The sequence below is a fragment of the Salinisphaera sp. S4-8 genome (assembly GCF_040361235.1).
Taxonomy (GTDB): domain Bacteria; phylum Pseudomonadota; class Gammaproteobacteria; order Nevskiales; family Salinisphaeraceae; genus Salinisphaera.
Genome location: NZ_APNF01000008.1, coordinates 148,136 through 164,206, shown reverse-complemented (window position 1 = coordinate 164,206; position 16,071 = coordinate 148,136). Strand labels below are relative to the sequence as shown.

The window sequence follows — 16,071 nt, the reverse complement described above, 5'->3', positions numbered from 1 at the left end:
GCGTTATCGACAGCGCGCTTGTCAGCCCGTCATCGGCGGCTGCGGCGCGCTCAACGTAAAAACCCCGCGCTGGCTAAGCCGGACGCGGGGTCGAATGACGGTTACGGGCAACCTGCGCACCACGGCGAGCTCTGCAGGCGAATGCGAAGCCGGCGGCGCGCATAGGCCGACCCTAGCCGCCGAAGTCGTCCAGCATGATGTTTTCCGGCTCCACGCCGAGGTCTTCGAGCATGCTGATCACCGACGCATTCATGATCGGCGGCCCGCAAAGATAGTATTCGCAATCTTCCGGCGCGGGGTGATCCTTGAGGTAGCGCTCATAGAGCACGTTATGAATGAAGCCGGTCTCGCCGGTCCATTCATCCTCTTCCTTGGCGTCGGACAGGGCCACGGTCCAGGTGAAGTTGTCGTTCTCCTGCGCGAGCGTGTCGAAGTCGTTCACATAGAACATCTCACGCTTGGAACGCGCGCCGTACCAGAACGACATCTTGCGGTTGGTCTTGATCCGCCCGAGTTGATCGAAGATGTGCGAACGCATCGGCGCCATGCCGGCGCCACCGCCCACGAACACCATCTCGGCGTCGGTATCCTTGGCAAAGAATTCGCCGAACGGTCCGGAAATGAGTACTTCATCGCCCGGCTTGAGCGAGAAGATATAGGAGCTCATTTCGCCCGGCTTGACGTCCGGATTGCGCGGCGGCGGCGTGGCAATACGGACGTTGAGCATGATGATGCCCTTCTCTTCCGGATAGTTGGCCATCGAGTACGCGCGCGTTACCGTTTCGTCGACCTTCGAGACATAGCGCCACAGGTTATGGGTATCCCAGTCCTCGTGGAAGCGCTCGTCGATCACGAAGTCCTTGTAAGCCACCTCGTGCGGCGGACAGGTGATCTGGATATAACCACCGGCGCGGAAATTGACGTGCTCGCCCTCGGGCAGTTCCAGCACCAATTCCTTGATGAAGGTGGCGACGTTGTCATTGGAGCGCACCTTGCACTTCCACTGCTTGACGCCGAAGACCTCCTCGGGAACCTTGATCTTCATGTCCTGCTTGACGGTCACCTGACAGGACAGCCGATCCCCTTCGCGCGCTTCGCGCTTGTTGATATGGCTTTCCTCGGTGGGCAGGATCGCGCCGCCGCCTTCGAGCACTTTCACCCGGCACTGGGCGCAGGTGCCGCCGCCACCGCAGGCCGACGACACATAGAGCTTGGAATCGGCCAGTGCGCCCAGCAATTTGGTGCCCACCGCGGCCTTGATCGTCTTCTCGCCGTTAATCTCGATATTGACGTTACCGCTGGCAACAAGCCGCGACTTCGCCAGCAGAATCACCACCACGAGAAACAGGACGACGCCGGTAAAGACGGCGACACCGAGACTGATTTGCGCTAGTTCACCCATGAGTTCTCACGTTCTCGCAAAGCCGCCTGTCTAGAGCTGGATACCGGAAAAGGCCATGAAGCCAAGCGACATCAGACCCACAGTGATGAAGGTGATGCCCAGCCCCTGAAGGCCGTCCGGCACATCGGAATACTTGAGCTTTTCGCGTACGCCGGCCAGGGCCGCAATCGCCAGCGCCCAGCCGATGCCACTGCCCAGACCATAGGTCACACTTTCGCCGAAGCCGTAGTCGCGCTCGACCATGAACAGCGAACCGCCCATGATCGCGCAGTTCACGGTAATCAGCGGCAGAAAGATACCCAGGGCCGCATACAGCGCCGGCACGAACCGATCCAGAAACATTTCCAGTATCTGTACGATGGCGGCGATCACGCCGATATAGCTGATCAGCCCGAGAAAGCTCAGATCGGTATTCGGCAGACCGGCCCAGGCCAGCGCGCCTTCCTTGAGCAGGTGCTGGTAGATGAGGTTGTTGACCGGCACGGTCAGGCCTTGCACGACGATAACCGCCACGCCCAGGCCGATCGCGGTCGAGATTTTCTTCGACAGCGCCAGAAAGGTGCACATCCCGAGAAAGAAGGCCAAGGCCAGATTCTCGATGAAGACCGATTTGATCAGGATACTGAGATAGTTTTCCACGTCCTATGCCTCGTCGATCCGCTCTTAGACGATTTCGGTGCGATGCACCTGGTGGATCTGGTAATCGGCTTCTTCGTTCTGTTCCGGCTTCCAGCTGCGCAGGCCCCAGATGAGAAAGCCGATGATAAAGAACGCACTCGGCGGCAGCAGCATGATGCCCAGCGGCACATACCAGCCGCCCGCGCTGGCCAGGGGCAGAATCTGATAACCCAGCAGCGACCCCGAACCCAGCAGTTCGCGAATCGTGCCCACCAGCAACAGAATCAGGCTGTAGCCCAGGCCGTTGCCCAGGCCATCGAGAAACGCCAGACCCGGCGGCTCTTTCATGGCAAAGGCTTCGGCACGCCCCATGACGATGCAGTTGGTAATGATCAGGCCGACAAACACGGACATCGACTTGGCCAGGTCATAGGCAAAGGCCTTGAGCACCTGGTCGACCACGATCACCAGCGAGGCGATGATCGTCATCTGTACGATGATACGAATACTCGAGGGGATATGATTACGGATCAGACTGATCGAGAAGTTCGAACAGGCCGTGACCGCAGTCAGCGCCACACACATGAGCAATGCGGTGGCGACCTGATTGGTCACCGCCAGCGCACTGCATATGCCCAGAATCTGCAGCGCGATCGGATTGTTGTTGACCAACGGTTCGGTCAACACCTTCATAGCCTGACTCTGTGCCATGTCTATCCCTCTGCCGAGAGTTTGCCGCTGCGAAGCTTGTCGAGGTACGGCTCGAAGCCGTTTTCGCCCAGCCAGTAGTGGATGGTATTGGATACGCCGCGGCTGGTCAGCGTCGCGCCGGACAGCCCGTCGACCTTGTACTGGGCATTCGGCGTGTTGCTGCCGACGCTGCCCTTGATCACGCTCAGCTCCACGTTGCCATCGTCACCGTAGACTTTCTTGCCGTCCCATTTGGCGCGCCAGCGCGGGTTCTCCACTTCGGCACCGAGGCCCGGCGTTTCACCCTGTTCATAATACTTGATGCCTTCGACGGTGTTCGCGTCCGGCTTGAGCGCGAGAAAGCCGTACATCGTCGACCACAGACCATAGCCATGGATCGGCAGCACGATGGTCTGGAGTTTGCCCTGCTCGTCGTTGACCAGATAGACCTCGGCATATTTCGAGCGTTGCTTGATATCGGCGATATCCTGCGAACGCGGAATCTTGATGCTGGTGTCGGGATCGGAGGCCGCACGACGCTGATCGAACTCGGCCGATTCCATGTCCGGCACATACTCGCCAGTGGACAGATCTACCACGCGCGCTTCGATGCGATCCTTGAAGACCTGATTCACGTCGACATCGGGGCCGCTCGGCAAGCCGGCAACCTCGAGAATGTTGCTGCGCCGATCAGCCTTGGCATTCACCGTCTGCATGGGCTTGAGAAAAGTCGCCGCCGAGGCGACCAGAACCGAACACACCAGACAGACCGCGAGCGCGACCGCGACTACGTAGCCGACCCCATCGCGCGAAAATCCGACAATACCTACCATGATCTACTCCGCGGCGACCGTTTCGGCCGACTTGGCGTTGCGGCTGCCGTTGGCCCCGGCCAGGCGTTTCTGGCGCCGACGCACGTTGGCCTGTACGACAAAATAGTCGATAAGCGGTGCAAAAATGTTGCCAAACAGAATCGCCAGCATGATGCCTTCCGGGAACGCGGGATTGACCACGCGCACGAGGCCGGTCATCACACCGATCAGCGCGCCGTAGATCAACCGGCCCGTATTGGTCATCGACGCACTGACCGGGTCGGTCGCCATGAAGACCGCGCCGAAGGCAAACCCGCCAATCACCAGATGCCAGTACCACGGCATGGCGAACATCGCGTTGGTATCGCTGCCGATAAGATTGAACAGCACGGTAATACCGACCAGACCACCCACGCAGCCGGCCATGATGCGCCAGGACGCCACCCGCGTATAAAGCAGGAACGCCGCGCCCAGAAAAATCGCAAGCGTGGAGGTCGAACCCAGCGAGCCCTGAATATCGCCTGCGAATGCATCCCACCAGGTGATCTGGCTGGTGATTGCACTCATGCCGTCGCTGGCGCCCAAGCCCAGCGGCGTGGCCGCAGACCAGCCGTCGACCGCTGTCCATACGCTATCGCCGGACATGTAGGCCGGAAAGGCGAAGAACAGGAAGGCGCGCCCGGTCAGCGCAGGGTTGAGAAAGTTCTTACCGGTACCGCCGAAGACTTCCTTGCCGACCACGATGCCGAAGGTAATACCCAGCGCGGCCTGCCATAGCGGGATCGCGGGCGGCAGCGTCAGGGTGTAGAGAATCGAGGTCGCGAAGAACCCTTCGTTGATTTCGTGATTGCGTACCGCGGCGAACAGCGCCTCCCAGATCCCGCCGACCACGAAGGTAACGAAATACACCGGCGCGAAATACCAGAAACCGAGAACGAAGTTATCCCAGAAACTGTCCGGGTCGTGGCTGACGCCGAACAGATGCAACGGCACCTGGCGCCAGTTGTCGACGCTGTCGACGCCCATTTGCGCCATCGCGAGATTAGCCTGGAAACCGGTGTTCCAGCAGGCCATGAAGATACAGGGGAAGGTCGCCAGCCACACATAGATCATGACCCGCTTGAGGTCGATCCCGTCGCGCACATGCGGCGCGGTGCGGGTGGTATCCGCCGGCGAATAGAGGAACGTATCCACCATTTCGTACAGCGCATAGAAACGCTCGAGCCGCCCGCCCTTGGCGAACAGCGGATGCAAGCGATCCAGCCTTTCTCTCAAACCCGCCATGGCATCAACCCTCGCGTTCGATGATGTCGAGGTTCGCACGCAGGTGCGGCCCGAAATCGTATTTGGCGACGTCGACGAAACTCAGCAGCGCCAGATCCTCTTCGTCGAGTTCTGTCGCGCCCAGTGCCTGTGCGCTGTCGGTATCGCGCACCAGCAATGCGCGCAGCAGCTGCGTGGGCAGAATATCCAGCGGCATCACTTCTTCGTAGTTGCCGATCGGCACCATGGCACGGGCACTGCCGTTTTGTGACGTATTGAACTTGTAGCTCGCCGGCTTGAGCAGGCTCGACAGGAATACGTTGATCTTGGAAAAGCGATCACGCCCAGGCATCAGCCAACCCATGAAGGGCCGCTCGCGGCTTTCCGGTAACAATGTGAGCTGGGTGTCGTAGCGACCCATGAAAGAGCCCCACTCCGCCGCGCGCCGCCCGGATAGAACCGAACCCGAAATCGCGCGCACTTCATCGCCCTCGATCTCGTCGTGCAACAACTCGTCGGTACTCGCACCCATACGCGTACGAAGCAGGCGCGGATTCGATGCCGCGGGGCCACAAAGCGCAACGACCCGTTCGACGTTAATACGCCCGGTGATGAACAACGCGCCAATGGCCATGACATCCTGATAGCCCAGATGCCATACACAGCTGTCCACGCCCACCGGGTCGAGAAAATGCACATGCGTGCCGACCAACCCGGCCGGGTGCTTGCCTTCGAATTCGGCGGTTACGAACTGGCTGCCACCGGGCTGGGGAATATCCGCCCCGGGCGCTTTACAGATATAGACCGAACCGTCGGTAAGCCGGGACAGCACGCGCAGACCGTTGACGAAATCCGACCGGCGCTGATTGACGATCACGCCCGGGTCGGCGGCCAGCGGGTTGGTGTCGATCGCGGTTACGAAGATCGAGCGCGGGCGTGTACCCGGCGCCGGAACCTTGCTGAACGGGCGTGTACGAAGCGCCGTCCAGAACCCAGACTCGATCAGCGTGCGCTCAACACGCGCGGGATCGAGCTCGCCGAGCTTCTCGGGGGTATGGGTATCGAAGGTGATTTCGTCGTCGGCGCTGGCGTCGGCGTCCAGACGAATGACCACCGACTGCAGCATCCGCTTGGCGCCGCGATTGATCGCAACCACCTCGCCAGCGCCCGGGGCGGTATAAATGACCCCGGGTGTCTTCTTGTCCTCGAACAGCGGCTGGCCGAGTTTGACCCGATCGCCTTCGGCAACCGCCATGGTCGGCTTCATGCCGTGGTAGTCGGTGCCGACAACCGCGACGCGGCTGACCGGCGACGCATCCTGAATGACCTGCCTGGGCGCACCGCCGATCGGCAGATCCAGACCTTTCTTGATCGTGACTCGCATGTCGCCGCTGGCGTGCCTCTCACGTCGCTGACAAATTGTATGGTGCCGACGGCCGGACTCGAACCGGCACAGCTCTCGCTACTGCCCCCTCAAGACAGCGTGTCTACCAATTCCACCACGTCGGCATGAGCGTGAACCCGTACGCGCCCTACTCGGGCACCTGCGCACTGGGTTCGGCCGCATCGGCGTCATCACCGTTGTCGGCCGGTACTTGCGGCGACGTCGAGCCCTGTTCGGCCGACGCGCCCTTGTTCGTATCTTCGGCGGCGGGCGCCGTGGTGTCGCCGGTGACGACTTCGTCGCCGGCCACGCCATTGTTGTTGCCATCCGACAGCAGCGACGAACCCGGCGCCTGCTGTTGAACCTGATCGGTGACACTGCCCGTGGGCGTGCTGGCACCATTGATCAGATAGGCCAGTGTCAGACTGATGGCAAAGAATACCGTAGCCAGCGCGCCGGTCGCACGGGTCATGAAGTTTGCCGAGCCCTTGGCCCCGAAAACCGTGCCCGATGCACCGCTGCCAAAGGCAGCGCCCGCGTCCGCACCCTTGCCGTGCTGCACAAGGATCAGCCCAATCAGGGCCAACGCAACCACGACCTGGATGACGACCAGTATTGTATAAACCATGCCAGAGCCTGTGAACGTGCGCGAGCCTAACCGGCCGCGCGCGCAATGTCCAAGAATGAATCGGCCTTGAGCGAAGCGCCGCCAATCAGCGCGCCGTCGACGTCCGCCCCGGCGAATAACGCCGCGGCATTGTCCGGCTTTACGCTGCCGCCGTAAAGCAGCAGAACCGATTCGGCAATTGTAGCATCCTTGTCAGCGATTTGTCCGCGCAGGAATGCATGAACCGCCTGAGCCTGTTCCGGCGAGGCAGAACGCCCCGTACCGATCGCCCAAATCGGTTCATAGGCAATCACCACCGCGGAGAGCGTGCGCGCATCACACTGCGCAAACAGCGCATCGATCTGCGCGGCGAGCACCGCTTCGGTCTGGTCGGCTTCGCGCTGTTCCAGCGTTTCGCCAACGCATACGATCGGCGTGAGCCCGGCGGCGACCGCTGCATCGGTCTTGGCGGCCACCACGGCATCGGTTTCGCCGTAGAGGGCGCGCCGCTCGGAATGGCCGACGATGGCATAACGACAACCGATATCCGCAAGCATCGCGCCGTTGACCTCGCCGGTGAAGGCGCCGGCTTCGACCTCGGCCGCCACGTTCTGTGCACCCACCGCCACCGAGGCGCCGCCCAGACCCGCCGCCAGGCGCTCGATATAGACGAACGGCACACACACGAGCATGTCGGCAGAAATGTTCGCCGCGCCGGCCGCGACGTCGCGGGCGAACGCATCCACCTGTGCCGCGTCGCCATTCATTTTCCAGTTGCCTGCGATCAGCATCGTACGGCTCATTGGGTATCCTTCATTTGTTGTCGTATCCGCTGCGCTCAGGCCGCAGCTGCCGCCTGGCGCACGCTGTCGGCGAGCCGGTTGGCGCAGTCCTCGACCGCGGCCGCGTCGGTACCTTCGACCATCACGCGCAGCAACGGCTCGGTGCCCGAGGGGCGCAATAATACGCGACCTTCCTCGCCCAACGCACTTTCGACGTCGTGCACGGCCGCGACCACCTGCGCGTCCTGCATGAGCGTATCCGCGCTGCCCCGGTTAATACGCACGTTGATCAGTGTCTGCGGGCACTTGTCGACGGGCTGCACCAGCGTTTGCAGACTCTCGCCGCTGGCGACCATCGCTGCGAGCACCTGCAACGCCGAGACAATGCCGTCGCCCGTGGTCGCGCGATCCAGGCACAGAATATGGCCCGACGACTCGCCGCCGATATTCGCGCCCAGTGCCTTGAGTCGCTCGAAAACGTAGCGATCGCCCACTTTCGCGCGCTCGAATTCGACGCCGTCGCGCTTAAACGCCAGCGCAAGCCCCAGATTGCTCATGAGCGTACCGACGACCGCGCCCTGGAGTTCGCCAGCCTCACGGCGCGCGTTCGCGATCACGTACAGCAATTGGTCGCCGTCGACGATATTGCCCTCGTGATCGATCATGATGCAGCGGTCGCCGTCGCCGTCGAGCGCGATGCCGACATCGGCGCCATGCGCACGCACGGCCTCCGACAGGCCTTTGGGATGGGTCGAGCCGACATCGCGATTGATGTTGAGCCCATCCGGGGCAGCGCCGATCACGCTGACCTGGGCGCCGAGTTCGCGAAACACATCGGGCGCAACGTGATAGGTTGCCCCGTGGGCACAGTCGATCACGAGCTTCAGACCCGACAGGCCGCCGTTTTCGAAGCGTGCCGTGGATTTGCAGAATTCGATATAGCGCCCCGGCGCACTTTCCACGCGCCGCGCGCGCCCCAGCCGATCGGAATCCACACAGACCAACGGCTGGTCGAGCTCGGCTTCGATTTCCGCCTCCACTTCGTCCGCCAGCTTCTGGCCGTAGTGCGAAAAGAACTTGAAACCGTTATCGGAAAAAGGGTTGTGAGACGCGCTGATGACCACGCCCGCGCCCGCACGAAAGGTGCGCGCCAGATAGGCGATCGCCGGCGTGGGCAACGGTCCCACCAGCAGCACATCCACGCCCGCGGCGGCAAAACCCGCCTCGAGGGCGGATTCGAACATATAGCCAGACAGGCGGGTGTCCTTGCCGATCAACACCTGGGCGCGCTCACCGGCGCTTTCCGGCACGCCGCGTTCGCCGAGTCGGCGCACGAGTACGCGCCCGGCAGCCCAGCCCAGTTTGAGCGCGAAATCCGGTGTCAGCGGCGACTCGCCCACCTCACCGCGAATACCGTCCGTTCCAAAATATCGCTGCGCCACGATCGCGTCTTCCTTTCTTGATTTACGGGCTATCGGTCAGCGCCGAGGCAAGCGTCAGCGCCTCGACTGTTCGCGCCACGTCGTGGCTGCGAATGATACGCGCGCCCTGGGTCACGGCCCAGAAGGCCGCGGTGACGCTGGCATGAATACGACTATCCATATCGTCATGCCCATGCAGCTTCACGAACATGGACTTGCGCGACACGCCCACGAGTACCGGCAGGTCGCACGCGACAAAGGCATTCAGACGGCGCATGAGCTCGAGATTGTGTTCGAGCGTCTTGCCAAAGCCGAAACCGGGGTCCAGACAGATTCGATTCCTGTCGATTCCGGCCGCCTGGCAGGCTTCGACACGGGCCTGCAAGAAGTCACGCACCTCGGCGACCACATCGCCATACGCGGGCGCGGACTGCATGGTGCGCGGCTCGCCCTGCATATGCATCAGACACACCGCCGCACCGCTGTCGCGTGCCGCCTCGATCGCCCCTGGCGCCTGCAAGGCCATGACATCGTTGATCATGTCGGCGCCGGCCGCACAGGCTTCGCGCATTACCCGCGCCTTGATCGTATCCACGGAAATGAAGACGTCGCTTTGCGCACGCAGGCCTTCGATGACCGGTAGCACGCGTGCGAGCTCCTCGTCCTCGTCGACCGGCGCCGCGCCGGGGCGCGTGGACTCGCCGCCAATATCGATAATGGCAGCCCCCTGCCCGGCCATGGCCAGGGCATGAGCGATCGCGCGATCGGTTTCCACATAGGCGCCGCCATCGGAAAACGAATCCGGCGTGACATTGAGAATGCCCATCACCGCGGGCCGGGTCAGATCCAGCGTTCGATCGCGGCCACTCAACTGCACGACGACACCCGCGCAGCGTGACAAAGGCGATGAGAAATACAAAGCATTTATCTGATTCTAAACAGAAAGGCCGGCAGATGCAGACTGCCGGCCCGTCCAGTTAAAGCCCGCGATCAGGACTCGCGATGGTGGGCCGGGCTCGGCACACCCTTGTCGTCGCTGTCCTGACTGTCGGAAGACTTGCCCGAATCGGGGCTGCTCGCCGTCGGCGCATTGCCGCCGCCGGAATTCGGCGTATCCGAATCGTCCCAACTCTCCGGCGGGCCGGGCTCGCGGCCCTGCATGATCTCGTCGATCTGCTTGCGATCGATGGTTTCATACTTCATGAGCGCATCCGACATCAGATGCAGCTTGTCCATATGATCTTCGAGGATCTGCTTGGCGCGCTCGTAGCAGCCGTCGATGATGGAACGGATTTCCTTGTCGATGGCATGCGCCGTTTCGTCGGAGATACCGCTCGACTGCGTCGCGGCCTTGCCCAGAAACGGCTGATTGTCTTCCGTATCGTAGGCGATCGGCCCGAGACGATCGGACAGACCCCACTTCGTGACCATGTTGCGGGCGATTTCGGTCACACGCTCGATATCGTTCGAGGCCCCCGTGGTGACCGCTTCCTTGCCGAAGATGATCTCCTCGGCCAGACGGCCGCCGTAGAGCGTGCAGATCTGGCTGATCAAACGCTGCTTGGAATAGCTGTAGCGATCCTCTTCCGGCAGGAACATGGTCACGCCCAGCGCCCGGCCGCGCGGCACGATGGTGACCTTGTGCACCGGATCGTGCTGGGGCACGGTCAGGCCGATGATGGCGTGGCCGGCCTCGTGATAGGCGGTCAGGCGTTTTTCGTCCTCGGTCATGACCATGGATTTGCGCTCGGCGCCCATCATGATCTTGTCCTTGGCGCGCTCGAAATCCTCCTGGACCACCAGCTTCTTGTTCGCACGCGCGGCGAACAGCGCGGCCTCGTTGACGAGGTTGGCCAGATCCGCACCGGAAAAGCCCGGGCAACCACGCGCGATCACCGATGCCTTCACGTTGTCGTGAATGGGCACATTCTTCATGTGCACTTTCAGGATCTGCTCGCGCCCGCGCACGTCCGGCAGCGGCACCACCACCTGACGGTCGAAACGACCGGGGCGCAGCAGCGCGGGGTCGAGCACGTCGGGCCGGTTGGTGGCCGCGATCACGATCACGCCTTCGCTGCCTTCGAAACCGTCCATTTCGACCAGCAGCTGGTTGAGCGTCTGTTCACGCTCGTCGTGGCCGCCGCCCAGGCCGGCACCACGCTGGCGGCCGACCGCGTCGATTTCGTCGATGAAGATGATGCAGGGCGACTGCTTCTTGGCCTGTTCGAACATGTCACGAACACGCGACGCGCCCACGCCCACGAACATTTCCACGAAGTCGGAACCCGAGATCGAGAAGAACGGCACGCCCGCCTCGCCGGCGATTGCCTTGGCCAGCAGCGTCTTACCGGTACCCGGCGAGCCGACCATGAGCACGCCACGCGGGATCTTGCCGCCCACGCGCTGGAACTTGCCCGGCTCGGACAAAAATTCCACCAACTCCTGCACCTCGGACTTGGCTTCTTCCACGCCGGCGACGTCAGCGAAGGTGATCTTGACCTGGTCGGCCTGCATCATGCGCGCCTTGGACTTGCCGAAGGACATCGCGCCGCGGCCACCACCGCCGCCCTGCATCTGGCGCATGAAATAGATCCAGACGCCGATCAACAGCAGGAAGGGGAACCAGGAAATGAGGATCTGCTTGAGGAACGAGCCCTGGTCCTCCGGTTCACCGACGATCTCTACGTCATGCTCGCGCAGCGTGCCGATCATGGCCTTGTTATCGGACTCCGGACTGTAGGTCGCGAACTTCTGCCCGGACTTGAGCTGACCACGAATCCGCTGATCCTCGATATGGACCTGCGAAACGCTGCCATTCTCGACCTGATCGAGAAAATGCGAGTACGACACCTCGTTGGCGCTCGATGCCGATGGCGCGAAGCTCGAAAACACACTCATGAGCACGAGTGCGATCACGACCCACAACAGCAGATTCTTAGCTAGTTCGTTCAAGATCTACATCCTCGACCGCGATCCGGCGGTCGTATGATTGGCGTCCGGCGTGTTCTGCCGAACAGTATAAACAATCGGCCTGTCGGCCCGCTGCTTTACCCAGTGCCTATATACGCCAGCCCTGGCCCAGCAGATACATTTCGCGGCTGGCATCGCGCGAAGCCTTGGGCTTGCGCACCGCCACACGCCGAAAGCGTTTTCGCATGTCGACCAGCATTTCATCGAAGCCCTCGCCCTGAAACACCTTGATGAACAGATCGCCATCGGCATCGAGTACCGACGCGCACAGATCCAGTGCGAGTTCGGCCAACTGCATCACACCGGCCTGGTCGGCCACCATGATCCCTGTCAAATTGGGGGCCATGTCCGAAAGTACAAGATCGACACGGTCGCTGCCCAGCGTATCCAGCAGCGTATCCACCCCGGCCTGCTCGGCAAAATCGACCTTCAGAAAATCCACGCCGTCGATCGGATCCATGTCCAGGCGGTCCAGTGCGACGACCCGCGCCTGCGGGCGCTGCCGCCGACAATACTGGCTCCATCCGCCCGGCGCCGCGCCCAGGTCGACAATACAGTGCTTGGACTTGAGCAGGGAATCGCGTTCGTCGACCTCGGCCAGCTTGTAGACCGCGCGCGAACGGTAGTTATCCTTTTGCGCAGCCCGCACGTACGGGTCGTTGCGGTGCTTGTCCAGCCATCGGCGTGTATCGCTGCGCTTGCTCATGGGTCGTATACTGTTGCGCTGTTTTCAAGCCAGCGATCGTGAAACCGCCAATGTCCCCAGATCTCGATGCCGCCGAGCGGCGCGCACTCAAGAAACAGGCCCATCATCTCAAGCCGGTGGTGCAAACCGGCGCGGCCGGTTTGAGCGAGCCGGTGCTGGCCGAAATCGACCGCGCCCTGTTCGATCACGAACTGGTCAAGATCAAGCTGGCCACCGACGACAAACAGGATCGGCGCGGTGAAGTCGAACAGGTCTGCCAGCGCCTGGACGCCGCCTGTGTCCAACAGATCGGGCGCACCGCGACACTGTATCGCCCCAATCCCGAGAAAGCGTAGTCCCTACGCCGTCGCAAACCCCGCCCGCGGGTCATCCAACCGGCGGGCGGGCCGTATCGGCGCGGCCGATCAGATATAACGAACCTCGACGATTTCGAGTGTACGGCGGCCGCCGGGCACATCGATATCCACCACGTCGCCCTCGGTCTTGCCGATCAGCGCCCGCGCGATCGGCGAGGCGAACGACAGCAGGCCTTTCTTGATATCGGCCTCGTCCTCGCCAACGATCTGATAGGTGAATTCCTCGCCACTGTCCTCGTCGGCCAGGTCGAGCGTTGCACCAAAAACCACGCGCCCATTCGCCTGTGCACCCACGCGGGCCACATCGATGATCTGCGCGGTGGCGAGCTTGGATTCGATTTCGTTGATCCGGCCTTCGTTGAAGCCCTGCTCTTCCTTGGCCGCGTGGTACTCGGCGTTCTCCTTGAGATCGCCATGCGCGCGCGCTTCCTCGATCGCGGCCACAATGCGCGGCCGCTCGGTTTTCTTGAGTCGCTTGAGTTCGTCGCGCAGCGCGTCGGCGCCGTTCTGCGTCAGCGGTGTCTTGTCCATCACTCCACCTTGGAAAACAGCACACCCGAAAACAAAACGGCCGCCGTTTCGGCGACCGTTTCTGTTGCGGATGCAAGAATCGGTTGTGTCTGGGCCGGTATAAACCGGATAGGGTCAGGCTAGCAGCGCTTTCGGCTCAAGTCGAGACGGCGCGTTCGATGCCTTGTGCAGCGACCGTGCCTAGATGCGCGATCTGTTCCGGCGTGATCACGTAGGGCGGCATGAAATAGATCACATCGCCCAGCGGTCGCAGCAGCGCGCCCTGGCTCAACGCATGCCGATAAACCTGAATGCCGCGGCGTTCGCGCCAGTCGAACGGCGTTTTCGTGGCCTTGTCGGCCACCATTTCAATGGCCAGCACCATACCGGTCTGGCGAACCTCGGCCACATTGGGATGATCGACCAGTGGCGCGACGGCCGCGGCCATATGCTCGGCCAGCCCGCGGTTGACCGCGATCTGGTCGCGGCGTTCGAATTCGTCGAGTGTGGCCAGTGCCGCCGCGCAGGCCAGCGGGTTGCCGGTATAGGAATGCGAGTGCAAAAACGCGGTCAGGTTGGCGTAGTCGTCGTAGAAGGCGTTGTAGATATCGTCGGTGGTCATGGTGATCGACAGCGGCAGATAGCCTGCGGTCAACCCCTTGGACAGACACATGAAATCCGGCGAAATCCCGGCCTCGCCGGCCTGTTCGCAGGCAAACAGCGTGCCCGTACGCCCGAAACCGACCGCGATCTCGTCGGCAATCAGATGCACGCCGTAGCGCGTACAGGCCTCGCGTAACAATTCCAGATAGACCGGGTGATACATGCGCATATGGCCGGCGCACTGCAACAGCGGCTCGACGATCACCGCACAGGTTTCGTGCGCGTGCTCGGCCAACAGCGCTTCCATGTCGGCAAACACGGCGCGGCTGTGTGCTTCCCAGCTCACGCCCGGTTCCCGCTCGTAGCAATCCGGCGAGCGTGCAGTCAGCGGTTTGAGCAATAGCGGCTCGTAGGTCTTTTTATAGAGATCGACATCGCCGACCGCGAGCGCGCCCAGCGTTTCGCCGTGATAGCTGTTGGACAGATTGATGAAGCGCGTCTTTTCGCCGTGGCCGGTATTGCGCCAGTAATGAAAGCTCATCTTGAGCGCGACCTCGACCGCCGCCGAGCCGTTGTCGGCATAGAAGGCACGGGTCAAGCCGGCCGGCGTGAGCGCGACCAGGCGTTCGGCCAGTTCGACGGCCGGTTCGTGCGAGAACCCGGCGAGCATGACGTGTTCGAGCGTATCCAGTTGCGTCTTGATGCGGTCGTTGATGGCCGGGTTGGCATGGCCGAAGATATTGACCCACCACGAACTCACCGCGTCGATATAGCGATTACCGTCGAAATCCTCCAGCCAGACGCCCTCGCCGCGCTTGATCGGGACCGGTGGCATGGCCTCGGTATCCTTCATCTGGGTACAGGGATGCCACACGACGTTCAAATCGCGCGCAATCAGCTCGGCGTTGCTCATAGCAGGTTCCGGTCGGATTCGGTGAATGGGTCGACAAGTTCGAGCGTCTGAGGCTCAGGCGCGCGTGACGACGAGACGCCAGTAACAGCGCTTATCGTCAGCGCCGACTGCGCCGGGATGCGTTTCGCACCCTAGCGGATGGCCAGATCCGCTACAACGCCGGCGAAAATGACGCCGCCGAGAATGTTGTGCTGCATGAACACACGAAAACAGGCGTCGCGACCACGATTACGCGCAAGCCATTGATGGTAGACCGCCATCAGCGCGCCACAGGCCAGCCCCAGGTAGTACAGCGCGCCCAGCTCGAACGCCCGCCCCACGCCAACCAGCAGCGCGAAAAACAGTAGCTGGAACACGCCGATCACCGCGCGGTCGTAGCGGCCCCAGAGAATGGCGGTGGATTTCACCCCGATCTTGAGATCGTCGTCGCGATCGACCATGGCATAGAAGGTGTCGTAGACCAGCGCCCAGATAAGCGTGGCCACGAACAGCAGCCAGCCACCCCACGGCACGCCGCCGGCCTGAGCCGCGAATGCCATGGGCACGGCCCAGCCAAAGGCCGCGCCCAGAAACATCTGCGGCCAGTGGGTCATGCGTTTGGTGAACGGGTACAGCACGGCCAGCCCCGCGCCCACGAACGCCATGGCGATGGTCAGACCATTGAGCGTAAGCACCAGCGCGAAGGCGGCCAGACACAGCACGGCAAACAGGACGAGCGCCTCGCGTGAACTGATCTCGCCGGTGGCCAACGGCCGCTCGCGCGTGCGTTTTACGTGACCGTCGATCTTGCGATCAGCGAAATCGTTGATGACACAACCGGCCGAGCGCATGAGAATCGCGCCGAGCACGAAAACGCACAACACCCACAGATCGGGCACGCCACCCGCCGCCAGCCACAGCGCCCAGAGCATGGGCCAGACCACCAGGAAGATACCGATCGGCTTGTGCAGACGGGTGAGCCGAAACAGCGCCTCGATATGGCTGGATTTCAGGATCGCCGTACTCATCGTGAACTCCTCGCGGCGACGCGCGGA

The 16,071-nt window shown here is 62.1% G+C and carries 16 protein-coding genes and 1 tRNA gene; 1 reads left to right on the top strand and 16 read right to left on the bottom strand.

Annotated features, from left to right (window positions below; all coding sequences use genetic code 11):
* Positions 1–172: 172 nt before the first annotated feature.
* From nqrF to S4A8_RS13570, 13 genes are all read right to left on the bottom strand, one after another.
* The gene (gene nqrF, locus S4A8_RS13630; protein ID WP_353177917.1) at positions 173–1,402 is read right to left on the bottom strand and encodes an NADH:ubiquinone reductase (Na(+)-transporting) subunit F; all 1,230 of its coding nucleotides are present in this window, start codon (positions 1,400–1,402) and stop codon (positions 173–175) included.
* Positions 1,403–1,432: 30 nt separating this feature from the next.
* The gene (gene nqrE, locus S4A8_RS13625; RefSeq protein ID WP_353177916.1) at positions 1,433–2,041 is read right to left on the bottom strand and encodes an NADH:ubiquinone reductase (Na(+)-transporting) subunit E; all 609 of its coding nucleotides are present in this window, start codon (positions 2,039–2,041) and stop codon (positions 1,433–1,435) included.
* A 24-nt stretch (positions 2,042–2,065) separates the two neighbouring features.
* A complete protein-coding gene (locus S4A8_RS13620; protein ID WP_353220548.1) occupies positions 2,066–2,731 on the bottom strand; it encodes an NADH:ubiquinone reductase (Na(+)-transporting) subunit D in 666 nt (221 codons plus the stop codon).
* Positions 2,732–2,733: 2 nt separating this feature from the next.
* Positions 2,734–3,543 (bottom strand): Na(+)-translocating NADH-quinone reductase subunit C, encoded by an 810-nt coding sequence (locus tag S4A8_RS13615; RefSeq protein ID WP_353177912.1) that lies wholly within the window; start codon positions 3,541–3,543, stop codon positions 2,734–2,736.
* 3 nt (positions 3,544–3,546) lie between these two features.
* Entirely contained in the window at positions 3,547–4,806 is a 1,260-nt protein-coding gene (locus tag S4A8_RS13610; RefSeq protein ID WP_353220547.1) for an NADH:ubiquinone reductase (Na(+)-transporting) subunit B, read from the bottom strand.
* Positions 4,807–4,810: 4 nt separating this feature from the next.
* Positions 4,811–6,169, bottom strand: coding sequence for a Na(+)-translocating NADH-quinone reductase subunit A (locus S4A8_RS13605; protein WP_353220546.1), 1,359 nt, complete (start codon positions 6,167–6,169; stop codon positions 4,811–4,813).
* A 40-nt stretch (positions 6,170–6,209) separates the two neighbouring features.
* Positions 6,210–6,294, bottom strand: a tRNA-Leu gene (locus tag S4A8_RS13600).
* A 23-nt stretch (positions 6,295–6,317) separates the two neighbouring features.
* Positions 6,318–6,797, bottom strand: coding sequence for a preprotein translocase subunit SecG (gene secG / locus S4A8_RS13595; protein WP_353177907.1), 480 nt, complete (start codon positions 6,795–6,797; stop codon positions 6,318–6,320).
* A gap of 26 nt (positions 6,798–6,823) precedes the next feature.
* Entirely contained in the window at positions 6,824–7,579 is a 756-nt protein-coding gene (tpiA, locus tag S4A8_RS13590) for a triose-phosphate isomerase (protein ID WP_353220545.1), read from the bottom strand.
* Between the two features lie 35 nt (positions 7,580–7,614).
* Positions 7,615–9,000, bottom strand: coding sequence for a phosphoglucosamine mutase (gene glmM / locus S4A8_RS13585; RefSeq protein ID WP_353177903.1), 1,386 nt, complete (start codon positions 8,998–9,000; stop codon positions 7,615–7,617).
* A gap of 22 nt (positions 9,001–9,022) precedes the next feature.
* Positions 9,023–9,856 (bottom strand): dihydropteroate synthase, encoded by an 834-nt coding sequence (gene folP / locus S4A8_RS13580; protein WP_502950740.1) that lies wholly within the window; start codon positions 9,854–9,856, stop codon positions 9,023–9,025.
* Positions 9,857–9,969: 113 nt separating this feature from the next.
* The gene (ftsH, locus tag S4A8_RS13575; protein ID WP_353177901.1) at positions 9,970–11,931 is read right to left on the bottom strand and encodes an ATP-dependent zinc metalloprotease FtsH; all 1,962 of its coding nucleotides are present in this window, start codon (positions 11,929–11,931) and stop codon (positions 9,970–9,972) included.
* Between the two features lie 106 nt (positions 11,932–12,037).
* Positions 12,038–12,655: an RlmE family RNA methyltransferase gene (locus tag S4A8_RS13570; RefSeq protein WP_353177899.1), complete on the bottom strand. Its 618-nt coding sequence runs from the start codon at positions 12,653–12,655 to the stop codon at positions 12,038–12,040.
* Positions 12,656–12,705: 50 nt separating this feature from the next.
* Here S4A8_RS13570 and yhbY point away from each other — a divergent pair, with 50 nt between their 5' ends.
* A complete protein-coding gene (gene yhbY, locus S4A8_RS13565) occupies positions 12,706–12,990 on the top strand; it encodes a ribosome assembly RNA-binding protein YhbY (RefSeq protein WP_353177898.1) in 285 nt (94 codons plus the stop codon).
* 69 nt (positions 12,991–13,059) lie between these two features.
* Here the strand turns inward: yhbY and greA are convergent, their stop codons facing one another.
* From greA to ubiA, 3 genes are all read right to left on the bottom strand, one after another.
* Positions 13,060–13,542, bottom strand: a complete 483-nt coding sequence (gene greA / locus S4A8_RS13560; RefSeq protein ID WP_353177896.1) for a transcription elongation factor GreA — start codon at positions 13,540–13,542, stop codon at positions 13,060–13,062.
* Between the two features lie 136 nt (positions 13,543–13,678).
* On the bottom strand, positions 13,679–15,037 hold the full coding sequence (locus tag S4A8_RS13555; RefSeq protein ID WP_353220544.1) for an adenosylmethionine--8-amino-7-oxononanoate transaminase: 1,359 nt from the start codon (positions 15,035–15,037) through the stop codon (positions 13,679–13,681).
* Positions 15,038–15,168: 131 nt separating this feature from the next.
* Positions 15,169–16,044: a 4-hydroxybenzoate octaprenyltransferase gene (gene ubiA, locus S4A8_RS13550; RefSeq protein WP_353220543.1), complete on the bottom strand. Its 876-nt coding sequence runs from the start codon at positions 16,042–16,044 to the stop codon at positions 15,169–15,171.
* Positions 16,045–16,071: the final 27 nt, after the last annotated feature.